This is a genomic window from Paenibacillus sp. AGC31 (genome assembly GCF_057334655.1).
Genome location: NZ_JBHFJH010000001.1, coordinates 461897 through 480430, shown reverse-complemented (window position 1 = coordinate 480430; position 18534 = coordinate 461897). Strand labels below are relative to the sequence as shown.

The 18534-nt window shown below is 47.7% G+C and carries 16 protein-coding genes and 1 pseudogene; 13 read left to right on the top strand and 4 right to left on the bottom strand.

Annotated elements, in window-relative coordinates; genetic code table 11:
* Window positions 1-138: 138 nt before the first annotated feature.
* Complete coding sequence (locus tag ACE04G_RS02025; protein WP_339305436.1) at window positions 139-1542, top strand: polysaccharide deacetylase family protein; 1404 nt, start codon at window positions 139-141, stop codon at window positions 1540-1542.
* Window positions 1543-1626: 84 nt separating this feature from the next.
* On the opposite strand, the gene ilvD is transcribed toward ACE04G_RS02025, so the two are convergent.
* The 3 genes and pseudogenes from ilvD to ACE04G_RS02010 form a co-directional block, all read right to left on the bottom strand.
* Complete coding sequence (gene ilvD, locus ACE04G_RS02020; RefSeq protein ID WP_074096200.1) at window positions 1627-3312, bottom strand: dihydroxy-acid dehydratase; 1686 nt, start codon at window positions 3310-3312, stop codon at window positions 1627-1629.
* 317 nt (window positions 3313-3629) lie between these two features.
* Window positions 3630-3872, bottom strand: a pseudogene (locus tag ACE04G_RS02015) (KGG domain-containing protein); the annotation flags it as partial.
* Between the two features lie 123 nt (window positions 3873-3995).
* Window positions 3996-5036, bottom strand: coding sequence for an acyltransferase family protein (locus ACE04G_RS02010; RefSeq protein ID WP_221824732.1), 1041 nt, complete (start codon window positions 5034-5036; stop codon window positions 3996-3998).
* A gap of 222 nt (window positions 5037-5258) precedes the next feature.
* Between ACE04G_RS02010 and ACE04G_RS02005 the strand changes: the two genes are divergently transcribed.
* From ACE04G_RS02005 to mgrA, 6 genes are all read left to right on the top strand, one after another.
* Window positions 5259-6224, top strand: a complete 966-nt coding sequence (locus ACE04G_RS02005; protein ID WP_221824731.1) for a sugar kinase — start codon at window positions 5259-5261, stop codon at window positions 6222-6224.
* 87 nt (window positions 6225-6311) lie between these two features.
* Window positions 6312-6977: a bifunctional 2-keto-4-hydroxyglutarate aldolase/2-keto-3-deoxy-6-phosphogluconate aldolase gene (locus ACE04G_RS02000; RefSeq protein ID WP_017686833.1), complete on the top strand. Its 666-nt coding sequence runs from the start codon at window positions 6312-6314 to the stop codon at window positions 6975-6977.
* A gap of 94 nt (window positions 6978-7071) precedes the next feature.
* Complete coding sequence (locus ACE04G_RS01995; protein WP_221824730.1) at window positions 7072-7836, top strand: alpha/beta fold hydrolase; 765 nt, start codon at window positions 7072-7074, stop codon at window positions 7834-7836.
* Window positions 7837-7900: 64 nt separating this feature from the next.
* The gene (locus ACE04G_RS01990) at window positions 7901-8668 is read left to right on the top strand and encodes an HAD family hydrolase (RefSeq protein WP_221824729.1); all 768 of its coding nucleotides are present in this window, start codon (window positions 7901-7903) and stop codon (window positions 8666-8668) included.
* 234 nt (window positions 8669-8902) lie between these two features.
* Window positions 8903-9643 (top strand): NAD-dependent protein deacylase, encoded by a 741-nt coding sequence (locus tag ACE04G_RS01985; RefSeq protein WP_221824728.1) that lies wholly within the window; start codon window positions 8903-8905, stop codon window positions 9641-9643.
* Window positions 9644-9721: 78 nt separating this feature from the next.
* Window positions 9722-10729 carry an L-glyceraldehyde 3-phosphate reductase gene (mgrA, locus tag ACE04G_RS01980; RefSeq protein WP_221824727.1) on the top strand — a complete coding sequence of 336 codons (1008 nt, stop codon included), beginning with the start codon at window positions 9722-9724 and terminating at the stop codon, window positions 10727-10729.
* Between the two features lie 80 nt (window positions 10730-10809).
* Here the strand turns inward: mgrA and ACE04G_RS01975 are convergent, their stop codons facing one another.
* Window positions 10810-11784 (bottom strand): AraC family transcriptional regulator, encoded by a 975-nt coding sequence (locus ACE04G_RS01975; RefSeq protein WP_260632992.1) that lies wholly within the window; start codon window positions 11782-11784, stop codon window positions 10810-10812.
* A 153-nt stretch (window positions 11785-11937) separates the two neighbouring features.
* On the opposite strand from ACE04G_RS01975, the gene ACE04G_RS01970 reads away from it, so the two are divergent.
* The 6 genes from ACE04G_RS01970 to ACE04G_RS01945 all read left to right on the top strand — a co-directional run bounded on the left by ACE04G_RS01970 (window position 11938) and on the right by ACE04G_RS01945 (window position 18530).
* On the top strand, window positions 11938-13119 hold the full coding sequence (locus tag ACE04G_RS01970; protein WP_221824726.1) for a galactokinase: 1182 nt from the start codon (window positions 11938-11940) through the stop codon (window positions 13117-13119).
* Between the two features lies 1 nt (window position 13120).
* Window positions 13121-14110 (top strand): UDP-glucose 4-epimerase GalE, encoded by a 990-nt coding sequence (gene galE, locus ACE04G_RS01965; RefSeq protein ID WP_017686840.1) that lies wholly within the window; start codon window positions 13121-13123, stop codon window positions 14108-14110.
* A gap of 14 nt (window positions 14111-14124) precedes the next feature.
* A complete protein-coding gene (locus tag ACE04G_RS01960; protein ID WP_221824724.1) occupies window positions 14125-15723 on the top strand; it encodes a UDP-glucose--hexose-1-phosphate uridylyltransferase in 1599 nt (532 codons plus the stop codon).
* A 150-nt stretch (window positions 15724-15873) separates the two neighbouring features.
* On the top strand, window positions 15874-16461 hold the full coding sequence (locus ACE04G_RS01955; RefSeq protein WP_260632990.1) for an MSMEG_1061 family FMN-dependent PPOX-type flavoprotein: 588 nt from the start codon (window positions 15874-15876) through the stop codon (window positions 16459-16461).
* Window positions 16462-16553: 92 nt separating this feature from the next.
* The gene (locus ACE04G_RS01950; RefSeq protein WP_047844049.1) at window positions 16554-17717 is read left to right on the top strand and encodes an iron-containing alcohol dehydrogenase; all 1164 of its coding nucleotides are present in this window, start codon (window positions 16554-16556) and stop codon (window positions 17715-17717) included.
* A 276-nt stretch (window positions 17718-17993) separates the two neighbouring features.
* Entirely contained in the window at window positions 17994-18530 is a 537-nt protein-coding gene (locus ACE04G_RS01945; protein ID WP_221824722.1) for an NfeD family membrane protein, read from the top strand.
* Window positions 18531-18534: the final 4 nt, after the last annotated feature.

The window sequence follows — 18534 nt, the reverse complement described above, 5'->3', positions numbered from 1 at the left end:
TTTATTGTACACGATAGCTATCTTTTTGGGAAAACAGGATTCAAGAAAAGTCTGAATTATGATAAAATTAAAGGCGGTTTATTTTAGATAGTGCCATCGTGCACCGTAATTCAGCAGGAGAAGTGGGGAGCTTGCAACATGACAATGATACTTCAGAGTATTCTACTGTGGTTATTGTATCTTTCATCTTTTTACGCCTTTATTCCAAGTTTGATTAGCAGGCTTTTTGGTTTTCGTGTATTTCGACGGGGAAGAAGTGATACACAATTTGCATTAACATTTGACGATGGGCCAGATCCACATTATACGCCGAGACTACTCGATCTGCTTCGTCTGCATCAAGCAAAAGCCACATTTTTTGTTGTTGGAGAACATGCTGCGAGTCATCCTGAACTCATTCAGCGCATACATGACGAAGGTCATCTTATTGGCATTCATAATTATATTCACAAGACGAACTGGCTCATGCGGCCGCGTACTGTTCGTGATCAGATTCAGCGAACAGGTCAGATTATTCATGAAGTAACCGGTGTGAAGACTTGTTATTATCGTCCGCCGTGGGGGATTATGAATCTGTTTGATTTTTTCAGTAAGAAAGAGCGAAAGATTGTACTGTGGTCTTCCATGTTTGAGGACTGGAGAAGCCGAGTAGGTGCCCAGAGATTGACCGAACGGATGCTGAAGGAACTGAGAGGCGGAGAGGTCATGCTGCTGCATGATCGAGGAACGACCCTTGGTGCTGATGCACGCGCGCCGGAGCAGATGCTTCAGGCGCTGGAAGTCGTCTTGCAGGAAGCTGAACGGCTAGGCCTGCAAAGCGTACGCGTTGATACGTTGATGGGAGGTATCACAGTGAGCGAATCTCAGAACAAAACGCAATTACAGACACCATTGAAGCTATGGAAACGAATCGTTGTTGCCTTATGGCTGGGCTGGGAGAAGTTGTTCCACTGGGTGTATCATCTACGGACGGCTTCGCCAGAGGACCCCATGCTGCACTTCAGATCACGTGTATATCACGGAGCACGGGTGGAGATGAATGACGGCCATGTCATTCAAAATGGAGATCCGGTGATAGAACTGCATTTTGACAATCAAAAGTTGTTTGAACTTGGAGTGACATCACGTTCCAGTATGCATTTGGCTATTCGCATGATTCGGACCATGGAACAGCAATTGCCGGATCTGGCACGCATGGTGGCACTCGAACCTGAGTTACAATCTGCCAAGGCCATATACGGTGTGAGTATGATTAACAGAGGTCCGGAAAAATTTGGATTTACCATACAAGAATTGCCTCCTGGTCCGTTCAGTGCTGCATCTAAAGTATACCTGAAACTGCTCTTAAGTGTGATCCATCCTGCCGGAACCAAACGCCTGAAACAGCGTGCAGAACAATTGGTACCCAAGATGATTGCTATGCCGCTGGATCTACTGTTGGAACGTTACGGTCAACATACTATGCAGGTGGCAGCAACGGTAGAAGAATCCAGAGATGAATCATTGTTAATTGAACAAGAGATATTGCCAGAGCGGAACTAACGGACTGATCTTACCAACCAGCAAAAGAAAAGGGTTGCCCTTCGCCAGATTTGGCAGAAGAGTAACCCTTTATTGATTAATGAATTAGATACTCAGTACGCCACCGTTGCTTGCATTGGTAACCAGTTTGGAATAACGAGCCAGGTAACCGGTTTTTACTTTCGGTTCAAAGCCTTTCCAACCTGCACGACGACGTTCAAACTCTTCGTCACTGATGTGCAATTCGATGATACGGTTGTTCAGATCCAGCTCGATGATGTCTCCTTCTTCAACAAAGGCGATTGGACCACCTTCAGCTGCTTCCGGAGAGATATGTCCGATACTGATTCCGCGGGATGCGCCAGAGAAGCGTCCATCGGTGATCAGACCGACTTTAGCACCCAACCCCATACCTACGATTTGGGAAGTAGGAGCCAACATCTCAGGCATACCTGGTCCGCCTTTTGGTCCTTCATAACGGATAACAACAACATGTCCTTCTTTTACTTTGCCGTTAGCAATGCCTTCGAGCGCTTGCTCCTGGGAGTCAAAGCAGATGGCAGGACCTTTGTGGTATCCGCCAACCGAAGCATCAACAGCACCAACCTTGATGATAGCGCCTTGTGGTGCAAGGTTACCAAACAATACAGCCAGGCCGCCTTTTTCGGAATGCGGGTTATCCAGGTGGTGAATGACATTTGTATCCTGAATTTCTTTTCCTTCAACGTTCTCACGGATCGTTTTACCCGTTACGGTAATGCAGTCACCGTGAATCGCGCCTGGTTTCTTGAGCAATTCGTTCAGCACTGCGCTTACGCCGCCTGCATTGTGAACGTCTTCGATGTGAAGATCGGAAGCAGGTGCAAGTTTCGCCAGATGCGGAACGCGGTTAGCTACTTCATTGATGCGCTCGATTGGATACTCGATGCCAGCTTCATGAGCCAGTGCCAGCGTGTGCAGTACTGTATTCGTAGATCCACCCATCGCCATATCCAGTGCAAACGCGTTATCGATCGCTTCTACAGTAACGATATCACGTGGTTTCAGATCCATTTTAATAAGTTCCATTAGTTGTTTAGCAGATTGTTTAACAAACTCACGACGCTCAGGAGCAACAGCCAGGATGGTTCCGTTACCTGGCATAGCCAGTCCCATCGCTTCAGCCAGACAGTTCATGGAGTTCGCTGTGAACATACCGGAGCATGATCCACAGGTTGGACAACCGAACTGTTCAAGCTCAAGCAAGCTCTTGTCATCGATTTTACCTGCTTGGTAAGCACCTACGCCTTCAAATACAGAGGTCAAGGACAGAGCTTTACCATTGCTGTCACGACCGGCTTTCATCGGACCACCGCTGACAAACACGGTAGGGATATTACAGCGGAGTGCACCCATCATCATGCCGGGTGTAATTTTATCGCAGTTCGGGATACATACCATGCCGTCGAACCAGTGTGCAGATACAACGGTTTCCACGGAATCCGCGATAATGTCACGGCTTGGCAGCGAGTAACGCATACCAATGTGTCCCATGGCAATTCCGTCATCTACACCGATGGTGTTGAATTCGAATGGAACGCCACCGGCTTCACGAATAGCATCCTTTACAATTTTACCGAATTCCTGCAGGTGAACGTGGCCGGGCACGATATCGATGTAAGAGTTACATACGGCAATAAATGGCTTGCCGAAATCCTCTTCTTTAACGCCCGCTGCGCGGAGCAAACTCCGGTGTGGTGCACGGTCAAAACCTTTTTTGATCATATCGGAACGCATCTTCTTGGCTGACATGGTGTATTCCCCCCAAATATATAATATTGAGCAACATGAATGGAAAAGTAAATGGCAGTGCATCTGTCGTTTAATTTCATCCGTACTCTAAAAAAAAGGACCGGCATGCCGGTGTCGAGCTCCCCGTAGTTTGTGAAATTCTTTGCTGCTTTAAACCCGTGAACACCCGGTTTTTCTATTGAGTCTATCACAACCGTCGTCATATTTCTACAATCAATAGAAAGAAGCCTCAAACCATTTTCATGGAATTAGACTTCTTGATTTGCGGAAAAGCTATGATCATGTTTCGATGTGGCGAGCGGAATTCATTAGTTGCTTCCACCTTTGCGTCCAATCTCACGATAGAATTCCTTATTATGAGTTTCGGAGGTTGCTTCGCCGCCCTTGCGACCAATCTGCTTGTAAAAGTCAGTGTCATGGGCATCTGAAGTCGCTTCTCCACCTTTTTTTCCAATCATCTGGTAGAAGCTTCGATCATGGTTCTTGGAAGTGGCTTTACCACCTAATCTGCCAGCTTCCTCACGGCTCATCTTGCGTTCTGACGTCGGTTGACGTGCCATTACAAATCACTCCTTACAACGATAAGTTGTTTTTTGTAGCGCGTATCCCTAATTTACCACCTTATTTCCAGCCTGAAACAACACAGCAGGATAGAACGGATGGTGAAGAGATCCGTCAGAGCATTAGGCCGACCGTTTAAACACCTCAGGTCGATGGAAAGAAAATCGGGATATATCCGGTTCAATTAAGGGTTTGAACGTGTGACGTACAGCCGGCAGAGCCAGGGTGACTGCGAAGAGTACGGCAATGACAAGTATGACTGGAATATACGCCGAGCTTCCCATATAACTGTAGACTCCGGACCAGACCGCGAGACGAACGAGAAACCCATGCAGCAGGAATACATAGAGTGTGCGTCGTCCAAGGTCCGTCAGTCTGGAAGTCAAGGAAGGTACCCAGGCCAAGAACAGTACTGCCGATGCGATCTCCAATAGGTAGACTCCAAGTCGGAAGATGCCGGCATACCATTCGTGGTGACCCAGTTCGGCGTACGTCATGCTGCCGAGTAACCATCCGGATGAAATATTCAAACCACCATACCCGATCCATACCAACAGTGCAGCAGAGAGGATGGCTGCGGTTTTTCGCCCCCAACCGGATAATAAATGTGAACGGATGGTTGCTCCATAGTCATAACCGATGACAAAGAACGGCAGAAATACAAACGTACGGCTGAAGCTGAGCCAGAACCCGTCGATGGGCAAATACCCGGCAATTATACCGAGCGCAATCGATCCAATCAGCCGATATATCGGTTTCCAGGAAATCGTCAGACGAAGCAGCAGTCGCCAACAGAAATGACTCGCGAGAAACCATAACAGCAAGTAAGGTGCAAAGAAGGAAAGCCGCATATGGGGTGTATGGAATACGGTAAAGTCCATCAATGCGTATAAGGACTGAAACAGTACGTACTGTAGTGCAATCTGCTTCAGGACGTTTCGCCCAGATGCACCTTGGAGTGAGTGTGTCGCAAAATACCCGGTTACCCATACAAAGAGCGGCATGTGAAACGTATATATCCACAGGAACAGAGCTTCGGCTCCTGCAAAACGTGTAATGAGTGGTTCAAGTGCATTGCCAGCAAGGACACAGACGATAAGAATAAAGCGCAGATTGTAAAAGAAAGATTCCTGATCATCCCGGATCAGTGTCTGATTTTTCATGGTGTAGCCCCCTTATAGATCCTGGTTGAAAGGTCATTTGCATCTGTAATAAGGGTAATATGGATGTGTATTCTCTATTGTGATTTAATTCACATTTGTAAGCGTTATCTTTTCTCAAAGCTGTGACAACAAAATGAACACAACGGGATTGACAACGGTTGCATAGAGGATGACAATAGTAAAAGAAGATGAGGGAATGTAAATATAAGGAGGGAAGAAATCATGTCAACGAGTCCTTATCCAAGCCCGGAAATTATTACGTTTGGGGAGAGTATGGGTTTGCTGACTGCCAAGGATACAAGAGGGCTGGAATATGCAGCCACACTGGACAAGTCTTTCGGGGGGGCTGAGAGCAATCTGGCTATTGGCGTATCACGCCTGGGGCATACCAGTGGTTGGTTTGGACGTTTGGGCAATGATCCGATCGGCAGTATGATACTGAAAGCCATTCGCGGTGAAGGCGTAGATGTATCCCGGGTAAGGTTAAGTGATCACGAGCCGACTGGTTTGATGATTCGTGAGAACGCTTCCGGGAAAGCCTCGGTGCATTATTATAGGAAGCTATCTGCTGCAAGTGCGATCACACCTGATGATCTGGATCCCGACTATATTGCCGGGGCGAAGATATTGCACGTTACGGGTATAACGGCAGCGATAAGCACGTCCGGACTTGCTACGGTAGAGGCTGCCATACATATTGCCAAACAGGCAGGGGTGAAAGTAAGCTTTGATCCAAATCTGCGTCTCAAACTATGGTCTGCGGATGAGGCCCGTCCAGTTTTACTGCGTTTAGCTGAACTGGCAGACTACTTTTTACCGGGTCTGGACGAGATGAAACTTCTATATAACGAAGAAAATGATCAAAAAGTACTTGAGCGTTTATCTGCCATGAATGCTGTGTGCATCGTGAAGGGTGGCCCTGATTTGACCTACGTATTGGCGAATGGTACCCTAACGGAAGTTCCGTACTTTAAGGCGGATTATGTTCTGGATACGGTAGGAGCAGGAGATGGTTTCTGTGCGGGATTTTTATCGGGTTTATTAAAAGGATACTCCCCGCAGGAAGCAACCCGTCTCGGCAATTTGACCGGTTCCATGGTTATACAGGCTGTTGGCGATTGGGAGGCGCTCCCGACGTGGGGGCAGGTCGAGGCCAAGCTGAACAACGTTGCCCATGTTGAGCGTTAGTCGCTCTGGAATCATATATGGCTCATCTTCGTTCTTAAATGTAAGGCTTGTATACACAACCACCACATTGACAAGGGAGAGAATGAAATGAAGAAGCTTCAGCTGTTGCAAAAGATTACGGACAATGGGGTTGTGGCAGTTCTGCGTGCAGATTCTGCTGATCAAGTCATTGCCATGGCCGAGCAAGCGATTGCGGGTGGTATTAAAGTTATCGAGATTACGATGACAGTACCCAGTGCACTCAAAGCCATTGAAAAGTTAAGCCGTGTATACCATTGGAACACACAAGATCCAGAGAAATTCGCGATTATTGGTGCGGGAACGGTGCTTGAACCGCAAACGGCGAGAGCGGCTATCATGTCGGGTGCCGAGTTTGTAGTTGGACCTTCCCTGAACCCGGATACGGTTCAGATCTGCAACCTGTATCGAATTCCGATTCTGCCTGGTGTGATGACGATTGCTGATGTTCAACGCGCATTGGAACTCGGCGTGGACATTGTGAAGTTGTTCCCGGGTAATCTGTATGATCCTTCGATTATCAAAACGATGAAGGGCCCTATGCCGCAGGCGAATTTTATGCCAACTGGCGGGGTATCCTTGTCTAATCTGGGGGATTGGATCAAGGGTGGAGCAGTGGCTGTAGGGATTGGTTCCGACTTGACATCGGAAGCTGTGAAGACGGGTGACCTGAGTCATGTCCGTCGCAAAGCGGAACAATATATGGATGCTTACCGCAAGGCCAAGGCAGAATAATATTTTTTCAATTCGGAGAAGGGGAGCCTGATGAACAAAGGCTCCCAATTCTGTGAGCCGCGGCACCTGCGGAAGTGAAGAAAGGTGATTAAAGTTGAGAAATCGGTATAATACAGGGCGCAAGAAGAGGGGCATCGGGAAATTCCTGCTCGTACTTCTGGCGCTCATTGTCATTGGATGTGGATTTGTTGCGTGGAAATTATTCACACCATACGGTCCACAGGAATCAGCTCAAACAGCCATGGAAACAGCCAATCGGGTGACGGTGAGTGAACAAGAGAACTGGATTGATTTTGTGCCAGATAAACCGATTGGAAAAAGTGTACTTTTCTACCCTGGTGGGCTGGTGAAACCGGAAAGTTATGCACCACTCGCGCATGAGCTGGCTGCTGCGGGTCATCACACCATTATTGCCAAGATGCCAGTTAACCTGGCAGTGCTTAAGCCAAACTTGGCAGATGAGATTCTGGCCGCCTATCCAGACGAACAATTCGTTATGGGTGGACACTCTCTCGGCGGGTCCATGGCTGCACGTTATGTAGCAGCACATCCAGATGCACTTCATGGGATCTTCTTCTTGGCATCTTACCCGGATGAAAAAGGGAGTGTAATGACACTGGGAATACCTGCTTTAACCATTTTGGGTACTAAAGATGAGGTTGTGAATATGACCAAGTATCAGAGTGGACGTATGTATTTGCCCGTGGAGACGGTGTACTACACCATTGAAGGTGGAAACCACGCCCAGTTCGGTGATTATGGTCATCAAAAAGGAGATGGCAAGCCGGAAGTGAGTGGAGAAGAACAGTTGAATCAGACGCTCAAGACAGTACTGGCTTGGTTAAGTACGATCAAATAGATTTTGATTATTCTGCATTAAGGGCTGTATGCATGTATAGCATAACTTGATGGAGGTGATACGGATGACCATGCTTCAAGTGTATGGAGTGCAGATCCCATGTAAAGGTATCCTGTTCGATAAAGATGGAACACTGTTGGAATTCCTCCAGCTATGGGGGCCGTGGGCAGAGACGTTGCTGAGTCAGTTACAATCACGTATGAATGAGCTTGGAGCTTCATTTACGGTTGAACGGGAGCACGTCCTGGGCACCATTCATAATGCAGAAGGTCATATTGTCGGCTATGATCCGCAAGGCCCACTGGCCATTGCGACTGTGGATGAATGTACGGGATTGCTTGCCGGCCAGCTGTATGCAGCAGGCATGCCATGGAATGAAGCGATCACAACGATACGCCAATTTTCAAGTGTGGCCATGAAATCGGTAAGGGAGCGCAAATCGGCTGAACCGATGCCAGGATTACTTGCTTTCTTAGACAGTTGCAGGGCAGCAGACATACAGCTGGCAGTCGTCACTTCAGACAGTACAGCGGCAGCAGAAACACATCTGGATTGGATGGGGATTCGTTCCTTTTTCACCTCCATTGTGGGCTGTGATCGGGTGACACAGGGCAAACCAGATGGAGAAGCAGCCCTCCTGGCTTGCCGTGAATTACATATCGATCCTGCGAAGGCCGTTGTAATTGGAGACAGTAATGGGGATATGCAGATGGGGCGGCACGCAGAGGTATCCTATACCCTCGGTTACTGTCCGCAGTTAGATCAAGGATCTCACCTGGTTGATGCCCATGCCATTATTCGTCATTATAATGAGATAAGCGTTATTTTATAAGTCACCCTGGCTTGGTTGAACGATATAAATTGAACTCAACATTTACACAAAACGGAGAGGACAGAAATAACCTGAAGAAACGGAGTGTTCGCCTTTATCCTCGGATTTTTCCCTTTAGAAAGGAATCAAAAAAATCTGTGGATAACAGCGATCGGAAGGTTGTTCTGTCATCGGAGTGGCCAGTGTAAATATTCTTTAGTTCAATTTATATAGTAAACAAAAGGAGGAGAGAGGATGAACGCAACAGAACAGCTGGCTGCCTGGATTCAGGAAAGCTCCCGGATTGTTTTTTTCGGAGGGGCCGGAACTTCAACGGAAAGCGGGATTCCCGACTTCCGCTCGGCTGCGGGTCTGTATCAGACGGAGCAGCATTCGCCTTATCCACCGGAAGAGTTATTAAGTCGACATTTTTTTGATCAACACGCCGATATTTTTTATGATTTTTATCGTGGCAAAATGCTTCATCCAGATGCTGAACCGAATGGGTGCCATCGACTATTGGCCCGTCTGGAGCAGGAAGGAAAACTTCAGGCAGTGATCACGCAAAATATCGACGGACTGCATCAGAAGGCAGGCAACAGCAATGTTTTTGAGCTTCACGGCTCAGTTCATCGTAATGCCTGCATGGATTGCAAGCAGTTTTATACGCTGAATGATATTTTACAATCCCAAGATACGGTACCTCGCTGTACCACATGTGGTGGTGTGATCAAGCCGGATGTGGTGCTGTACGAAGAGGAACTGGATCAGACGACATTGTACCGCTCCATTGATGCACTGTCTTCTGCAGACCTGTTACTCGTGGGAGGCACGTCACTGACGGTATATCCAGCGGCACAGTTAATTACGTATTTTCAGGGAAAACATACCGTTCTGCTCAACGCTACACCTACCGCTTACGACCGCAGGGCTGATTTGCTGATTACAGAGCCGATTGGCGAGGTAATGAATAATGTGGACCAGATTCTTGGTTAAACGTACGTACTGAATAACCGCATTATCCGGTATAGACCGGATACAAGAGGCGGAACCTGGGGAAAGAAGGGATTCATAATGGTCTACGTAGCAAGCGATACTCGCTATGAAACGATGAAATATAACCGCGTTGGACGTTCAGGTTTGAAACTGCCAGCGATTTCACTGGGGCTGTGGCATAATTTTGGCGGTATTAATAACGCTGAGAATGGCCGTAATATGATTACCCGATCATTTGATCTGGGCATTACACATTTTGACCTTGCCAACAATTATGGCCCACCGGCAGGTTCGGCAGAGCAGTTATTTGGACAGGTACTGGCCCAGGATCTGAAACCTTATCGTGATGAACTGGTGATCTCCACCAAAGCGGGGTATTATATGTGGCCCGGGCCCTATGGAGAGTGGGGTTCACGCAAAAATCTGGTATCCAGTCTGAATCAGAGCTTGAAGCGTATGGGCCTGGATTATGTGGATATTTTCTATTCACATCGTTATGATCCCGAAACACCTTTGGAAGAAACGATGATGGCACTGGATCATATTGTTCGCTCGGGCAAAGCCCTTTATGTAGGGATCTCCAACTATCCCGCAGAGCAGACAAGACAGGCTGCCGAAATTCTGAAAGGTCTGGGTACGCCATTGTTAATCCATCAACCGAAATACTCGCTGCTGGACCGCTGGATTGAAGATGGTTTGCAGGACGTGCTGGATGAGTATGGAACAGGCAGTATTGCATTCTGTCCATTGGCACAAGGTGTGCTTACGAACAAATACTTGAATGGTATTCCGGAAGACTCACGTGCCAAAGGACCGTCGGTATTCCTGAATGAAAACAACATCTCTCCAGAGACACTCCGCAAAGTGCGTGCGCTGAACCAGATTGCAGCAGCCCGTGGTCAGAGTTTGGCCCAATTTTCACTCTCATGGGTGCTGCGTAACGGCAGGGTAACTTCCGCGCTGATTGGCGCAAGTCGTACTTCCCAGATTGAAGAGAATGTGGCTGCGCTCAGTCAGCTGGATTTCTCTACAGAGGAATTGGAACGGATTGAATCCATCCTGTCTCCGGAGCCTGATGACAAATAAATAAAGTGCAAAAGGTGCATCTTAGCCATAATGGCGGAATGCACCTTTTTTGTCGTCCGTGGTTCCGTCCGTTATGTTGCTCACCGTTTGTTTTGTTGAGCATTCTGCTGTAACCCCTGATGTAGTGGGCGGGACAGTATTTTCTCTCGATATAAGCTGGGCGCTTCACCGTGAAATCGTTTGAACTGTTTGGAGAAGTACAGCGCGTCTGGCAGTCCGACCGATGCAGATACCTGTTCGATGGACAGATCCGGACGTTCTCTCAGGAGTTGGCGCGACTTGTCGATCCGAAGTTTTAGCAGATAAGTGACCGGTGACAGTCCGGTTTCCTGTTTGAAAATACGGGATAGATACGCACGGTTGTAACCAAGACTCGCTGACATTTGTTCAATGGAGACTGGATAAGCATATTGAGTGGACATATATTGAATCATCTGTTTCACCGTACGTCGGATGGAGGATTCACCTGGAATTAAGGTTTGGCCCTGCGAAAGGTGATTCTGTGCTTCAGCTAGAATCATATATAACGTACCCAGTGATGTGAAATGGGAGCTTTCTTTGCGCTCGGCAAAAGCATCCTGCATCACGGATAGCCAATCGGATATTCCACAGGATGGTCCAGCATGAAAAACAGACTTCTCCGGGCGGAACCCGGCTTCCTCGGTATGTTGGCCAGCCTGGCTGCCTGTGAAGGCAATCCAGCGATATTGCCATGGGTTGCGGGCGTGAGACTGGTAACTTACCAGTTGCCCGGGATGAATGAGGAAACAATCACCTGCGGATAACTCGTAGGTGTGCAGTTCGGTACGGAACGTACCCGCCCCTTTTTCTACATAATGCAGCAGATAATAATCAAACAATTTAGGACCGAGGGCGTGACCCGGAAGGGTCTGGCTTGCCCCGGCAAACAGGACATGCAGTGCGCCTTGTTCATAATAGACCGGATTGGAGGCAACCGAATAACTGAGTGCTCCGCTTTTACCGGAAGGTGATTCCTGTATTTTTTCGTTAGAAGATGCAAGGGATTCTTTCTTGGCGTTGAATTGATCTGACATGGTCGTTTCCTTCTTTCCGGGATGCTCCGATCATTATACGCCTTAAGGTCACATTTATCCATATGAAACACACATGGTTGCATTACAAGAGGCACCGCTTTCTTATATAATAACATTAAGAAAACCACAACAACGAGGCGAGGTGCACCAGCAGTGAACATAACTGAATTGAAACAAAAGTTTATTGAGAAGTACGGAGAGAGTGGAGCGGACATCCGTGTATTTCATGCCCCTGGGCGTGTGAATCTGATCGGTGAGCACATTGACTATAACGGTGGATACGTGCTTCCGGCAGCACTTGAATTCGGAACAACATTGATCATTCGTGAGCGTCAGGACAACAAGTTGCAACTGGCTTCCACGAACATGTCTTATGAAGGGGGACTAGACACTTCCTCCATCGGTAAGGAAAAAACCGGAGAATGGACCGACTATCCTGTTGGTGTCATGGTTGAACTGCAAGGCAAAGGTGTGAATGTAACAAAAGGCTACGACTTCCTGTACCACGGGGAGATTCCGAACGGGGCAGGACTTTCATCATCCGCATCTCTGGAGGTACTTACCGGATTTGCGATTCAGTCTCTGGAGGGTGTATCGGATATTGACACGGTTCAACTGGCGCTTCTGTCCCAGAAAGCGGAAAATGAGTTCGTAGGCGTCAACTGTGGAATCATGGATCAGTTCGCTGTTGCAAACGGTGCTCAGGATCACGCGATCCTGCTGATGTGTGACACACTGGAGTACGAAAAGGTTCCTTTCCGTACAGGCTCATACAAATTGGTCATCGGTAACACAAACAAACGCCGCGGTCTGGTGGATTCGGCTTACAATGAACGTCGCTCCCAATGCGAGCAGGCACTTGCCATCTTGAAGGAACAGCTGCCTGCACTGAATTACCTGGCTCAATTGACGCCAGAGCAGTTCGTAACACTACAGGATCAGATCAAGGATGAGAAAGTAAGACAGCGTGCACAACATGTTGTGGAAGAGAATGCTCGTGTGCTCGCATCGGTCGAAGCATTGCAGGGTAACGATCTGGAAACCTTCGGCAAGCTGATGAACGCTTCTCATGAATCGCTTCGCGATTTGTACGAAGTAAGCTGTGATGAGTTGGATGTTATGGTTGAAGAAGCTCAGCGGATTCCAGGCACGCTTGGTGCTCGAATGACTGGCGCAGGATTTGGCGGTTGTACCGTATCACTTGTGCATGAAGATGATGTCGAGCGTTTTGTAAGTGAAGTGGGCGCTGCATATGAAGCGCGTACCCATCTCAAAGGTGATTTTTATGTATGCGGCGTAGGCGACGGTGTTAAAGAATTGAAGGAGGCGAAGTAAAATGGCAATTTTGGTGACAGGTGGAGCAGGGTATATTGGGTCTCATACGGTAGCAGCATTGTTGGAACGTGGAGAAGAGGTTGTTGTACTGGATAACTTGCAGACAGGGCATCGTGAAGCGTTGCTCGGCGGTAAGTTGTATGAAGGGGATCTGCGTGACAAAGAAATTCTGGCGAAGCTGTTCGCTGAGAATTCAATCGATGCAGTCATTCACTTTGCAGCCAACTCACTCGTAGGCGAAAGTATGAAAGACCCGGTTAAATATTATGACAACAACGTGTTTGGTACACTCTGTCTGCTGGAAGCGATGAATGCAGCGAACGTACGCCGCATCGTCTTCTCCTCTACAGCAGCTACCTACGGTGAGCCTGAGAAAGTGCCAATCGAAGAGAGTGATCGTACAGAGCCAACCAACGTATACGGCGAAACAAAGCTGATGATGGAACGCATGATGTCATGGTTCGATAAAGTTCAGGATATCAAATACGTTTCCCTGCGTTACTTCAATGCAGCAGGTGCACATGACAGCGGCAAAATTGGTGAAGATCACCAGCCAGAGAGTCATTTGATTCCACTCGTACTGCAAACAGCATTGAAACAACGCCCGCACATCGCCGTGTTTGGTGACGACTATGCAACAGAAGATGGAACATGTATCCGTGACTATATCCACGTGAGCGACTTGGCTGATGCACATCTGCGTGCAGTAGATTATCTTCGCAAAGGTGAGAACAGTAACGTGTTTAATCTGGGTAACGGCACAGGATTCTCTGTAAAACAAGTGATCGAAACAGCCAAAAAAGTGACTGGCCTCGATATCCCGGTTGTACAGGAACCACGTCGTGCAGGTGACCCGGCTGTGCTGGTAGCTTCATCTGCAAAAGCGAGATCTGTCCTGGGCTGGAATCCAAAATGGACCAATCTGGAAGATGTCATTCAAAGCGCTTGGAGCTGGCACCAATCACGTCCTGACGGCTACGGAAAAAACTAGGAGGCGAATACCTTATGTCACAGACTCATATTGCAGCAGGTGCCACAGAGCGGACACCGGAGCAGCAGGAAGCACTGCATGCCATTGAACGTCTGGTTGCATTTGCCTTGCAGAAACAATTAATCGAGGAAGCGGATTGGGATTATAGCCGCAACCTCTTGCTGGAACAATTCGGATTCTCAGAGCCTTATGCCGGTGAGTTGGACACGACTGTGCCCGATGGTCCACAGGCTATGCTGGATACGTTGATTGATTATGGATTCACCATTGGACTCATTCCTGAAAATAGCGATACATTCCGTGATTTGCTGGATGCCAAAATCATGGGTCATCTGATGGCACGCCCATCCGAAGTGGTACGCGCATTCCGCCATACGGAGCAGACGGAAGGCATTGAGGCAGCCACATCTCAATTCTATGACTTGTCGATTAACTCCAACTATATTCGGATGGATCGGATCTCGAAGAACGTCTACTGGACACAGGACACGGCCTATGGAGACATGGAGATTACTATCAACCTGTCGAAGCCGGAGAAAAGTCCAAAGGAAATTGCCATGGCGAAATTGCTTCCGCCTCCGGTATATCCTAAATGCCAGCTGTGTCGTGAAAATGTAGGTTACGCTGGTCGGGTGAATCACCCTGCTCGCCAAAACCTGAGAGTCATTCCGTTGAAGCTTAACAACGAGCCTTGGTTGTTCCAATACTCGCCGTATGTTTACTACAACGAGCACTGCATCATTTTCCATCATGATCATGTGCCGATGAAACTGACGAAGGATACGCTTCGCAGACTGCTTGCCTTTGTCGGGGAGTACCCGCATTATTTTATCGGATCTAACGCGGATTTGCCGATCGTAGGCGGATCGATTCTGACACATGACCATTTCCAGGGCGGACGTCATACGTTCGCGATTCAAAATGCACAGCCTGAGGCTGTCTTCCGCCATGCGGATGCACCTGGACTTACACTGAGTCTCGTAAAATGGCCAATGTCTGTAATGCGTCTGGCTTCACACGATCCTGCAGAGCTGCTTGAAGCGGGTAACGCCGTATATGAAGCGTGGAAGGTCTACAGTGATTCTGCTGTGGATATCGAAGCGTTCAGTGAAGTGGACGGGGAACAAGTGCCACACAATACGGTAACACCAATCGTTCGTCGTAGTGCAGATGGTGGTTATGAGATGGATCTTGTATTACGTAACAACCGTACAAATGATGTGCATCCGGAAGGGATTTTCCATCCGCACCGTGAGATGCACCATTTGAAAAAAGAGAACATTGGTCTGATCGAAGTGATGGGACTTGCCATTCTGCCAGGTCGTTTGAAAGAAGAACTGGACAGTATCGCGGATATCCTCGCTGGAGATGCCAAGCTTGCTGAAGCGGCCAAAGCTTCCGATCATGTGTTGAACAAACATCTGGGCTGGGCGGAAGAATTGATTGAACGGTTTGGTCCTAAGCTGGACAAAGAACAAGCCGTTGCCATTGTACAGCAGGAAGTCGGCTTGAAATTCGCCGAGATTCTGGAGCATGCAGGTGTCTACAAATATGATGAAGCAGGACGCCAGGCTTTCCGTCGTTTTGTAAGCAGCATGGGATACACTGAATAATCAACATAATATCAACAAATCAAGAACACCCGCCCATTCAGGAGCGGGTGTTTCTTGTCATGAGCACGCATTGGAATGAACCTCCGAGGCAGTTATAATGGGGAGAAGTCCTAGAGTACCATGATGAATTGAGGAAATGGGGTTAATGATTTGGAAAAGAAGGCGCTGAATATTCCGTTGATTACAGATGCTGAGGAACTGCAAGGCATGGTGGGTGAACCGCATGAACATGTGCGTAACAAGGCAATTTCATTTGTGGATTCACATGTTCAGAACTTTATATCCATGTCACCATTATTTTTCCTCTCCACCTCCGATCGTGATGGAAAAAGTGATGTGTCACCTCGGGGTGATGGAGCGGGATTTGTGAAAGTGTATGATACATATCGGCTCGTTTATCCCGAACGCCCAGGCAATCGGCGGATAGACTCGTTGTTGAACATGTTGTCGAACCCTGGTGTTGGCATGCTCTTTTTGATTCCGGGTATGAATGAAGTGCTGCGTATTAATGGCACAGCATCCATTACCAAGGATGAGGAATTCATCGCCAGTATGGGCTGGAGTGGTAAAACCATAGGTGCGGCTGTCATTGTAGATGTGGAAGAGTGTTTTATCCATTGTCCGCGGGCATTCAAACAGGCTGGATTATGGGCCACAGAAACATGGGTGGATGCTGAGAATTTGCCTTCATCTAGCGAGATGTTTCGAGCTCATTTGGAGATTAACGGGTTGTTATAAAGTGAGTGACTATCGATTTGTTTTTCTATAAACAGGGTACTATAATTGGAGTTGCACAAAAATACTAAACTCCATTGGAGGCGACAATAGATATGAGATCTTTCCAATTCTATAATCCAACCCGGCTGATTTTCGGCAAAGGACAACTGGAAGCATTAAAGACAGAAGTGCCGAAATACGGTAAACGGGTTCTGCTTGTATATGGTGGCGGCAGTATCAAACGTAGTGGTCTGTACGATCAAGTGATCGGTTTGCTTAAGGAAGCCGGAGCAGAAGTGACTGAACTGGCTGGTGTGGAACCTAACCCGCGTCTTTCTACGGTGCATAAAGGGGTAGACCTCTGTAAAACAAATAACATCGACCTGATCCTGGCTGTAGGTGGCGGTAGTGTACTAGACTGCTCCAAAGCCATTGCGGTAGGTGCCAAATATGATGGCGATATGTGGGATTTTGCTCAGCGCAAAGCCGTTGCACAGGACGCTCTTCCACTCGGTACCGTATTGACGATGGCAGCAACCGGTTCGGAGATGAACTCGGGTTCGGTTATTACGAATCAGGATACACAAGAAAAATTGGGTTGGGGTAGCGCATACTCATTCCCTGCATTCTCTATCCTGGATCCGGTGAATACATACACTGTTCCGCTGGACCAAACGGTATACGGCATGGTGGATATGATGTCCCACGTACTGGAGCATTACTTCCATCTGGATGCCAATACACCGGTTCAACTCGGTTTCTGTGAGACGATTCTGCGTACTGTCATGGAAGCAGCGCCTCGTCTGGTTGAAGACCTGGAGAACTATGAACTGCGCGAAACGATTCTGTATTGCGGAACAATGGCACTGAATGGCGTGCTGAATATGGGTCTCGCAGGAGATTGGGCAACACATAATATTGAACATGCGGTTTCCGCAGTGTATGATATCCCACACGGTGGTGGACTTGCGATCTTGTTCCCACACTGGATGAAACATAACCTGGATGTGAATGTGGATCGATTCAAACGTCTGGCAATTAATGTATTCGAAGTGAACCCTGAGGGCAAGTCGGACAGACAGATTGCTGAAGAAGGTATCGATGCGCTCAGCAAATTCTGGACATCCATTGGTGCACCTAACCGTTTGGCAGATTACGATATCGATGACAGCCAGATCGACGTAATGGCTGACAAAGCGATGTTGTTTGGTCCATTCGGTAACTTCAAGAAACTGCAACGGGAAGATGTTGTATCCATCTACAAGGCTTCTCTGTAATTCTATAATCACTGCAAAGTGAAGGACACATTCTGTCGTCCAATAACCGCAAGTCTCCTTCATGGGGGCTTGCGGTTTTTTCGTGTATTCGGATCTGCACGAGAATGATGGAGGAACATGAAGCAAGGAGAACAGAATGTTGTGATAATACCCATTATCGGCTCCAGAATACATTTGAGGAAAGATTTTGAAACATTTTGATGGTAGCTACGTATTTATTTACATGTGGAATGCTCAGTTAGGATGAATTTGCGGCAGAGAGAGGAGGAACAGGGGATGGAAACAATGTATTGGGGGTGTCTAATCGGAGGGGCGATATTTGCGGTTGTCAGCCTTGTGCTGGGTGACTTGATTGATGGCTTGCTGGACGGAGCTTTTGAAATGCCAGGCCTTGATTTTTTCAAACCCGTTGTGTTAGCTGGTTCCATTACAACCTTTGGTGGTGCAGGCATAATGCTGACACGTTATAGTTCATTAAGTGCGATGTCCGGTCTAATACTATCCCTGCTTATAGGTATTGCTGCAGCCATGCTGGTATTCTTCGCATACATCAAACCGATGCGTAACAGCGATGTCTCTATTGCATTTTCAATGAAAGAGTTATCTGGGAAAATTGGGGAAATCACCATTCCGGTGCCGGAAAAAGGTTTTGGCGAAGTGATGATCCGCTTTGCATCCGGTAGTACGATTCAAACGGCATCCAGTTTTGAACACCTCCCCATTGCGGCGGGAGCACGTGTTGTTGTGGTGGATGTTGTAGATGGCGTACTGCGTGTGTCGGAATGGGATGAAAATGTACTTAAAGATTTATAAAGTA

Excerpts from the sequence above, each read along its gene's own strand:
- ACE04G_RS02025 (WP_339305436.1), top strand. The coding sequence starts at position 139 with ATGACAATGATACTTCAGAGTATTCTACTGTGGTTATTGTATCTTTCA.
- ilvD (WP_074096200.1), bottom strand. The coding sequence starts at position 3,312 with ATGTCAGCCAAGAAGATGCGTTCCGATATGATCAAAAAAGGTTTTGAC.
- ACE04G_RS02010 (WP_221824732.1), bottom strand. The coding sequence starts at position 5,036 with ATGAAAAATCAGACACTGATCCGGGATGATCAGGAATCTTTCTTTTAC.
- ACE04G_RS02005 (WP_221824731.1), top strand. The coding sequence starts at position 5,259 with ATGTCAACGAGTCCTTATCCAAGCCCGGAAATTATTACGTTTGGGGAG.
- ACE04G_RS02000 (WP_017686833.1), top strand. The coding sequence starts at position 6,312 with ATGAAGAAGCTTCAGCTGTTGCAAAAGATTACGGACAATGGGGTTGTG.
- ACE04G_RS01990 (WP_221824729.1), top strand. The coding sequence starts at position 7,901 with ATGACCATGCTTCAAGTGTATGGAGTGCAGATCCCATGTAAAGGTATC.
- ACE04G_RS01985 (WP_221824728.1), top strand. The coding sequence starts at position 8,903 with ATGAACGCAACAGAACAGCTGGCTGCCTGGATTCAGGAAAGCTCCCGG.
- mgrA (WP_221824727.1), top strand. The coding sequence starts at position 9,722 with ATGGTCTACGTAGCAAGCGATACTCGCTATGAAACGATGAAATATAAC.
- ACE04G_RS01975 (WP_260632992.1), bottom strand. The coding sequence starts at position 11,784 with ATGTCAGATCAATTCAACGCCAAGAAAGAATCCCTTGCATCTTCTAAC.
- galE (WP_017686840.1), top strand. The coding sequence starts at position 13,121 with ATGGCAATTTTGGTGACAGGTGGAGCAGGGTATATTGGGTCTCATACG.
- ACE04G_RS01960 (WP_221824724.1), top strand. The coding sequence starts at position 14,125 with ATGTCACAGACTCATATTGCAGCAGGTGCCACAGAGCGGACACCGGAG.
- ACE04G_RS01950 (WP_047844049.1), top strand. The coding sequence starts at position 16,554 with ATGAGATCTTTCCAATTCTATAATCCAACCCGGCTGATTTTCGGCAAA.
- ACE04G_RS01945 (WP_221824722.1), top strand. The coding sequence starts at position 17,994 with ATGGAAACAATGTATTGGGGGTGTCTAATCGGAGGGGCGATATTTGCG.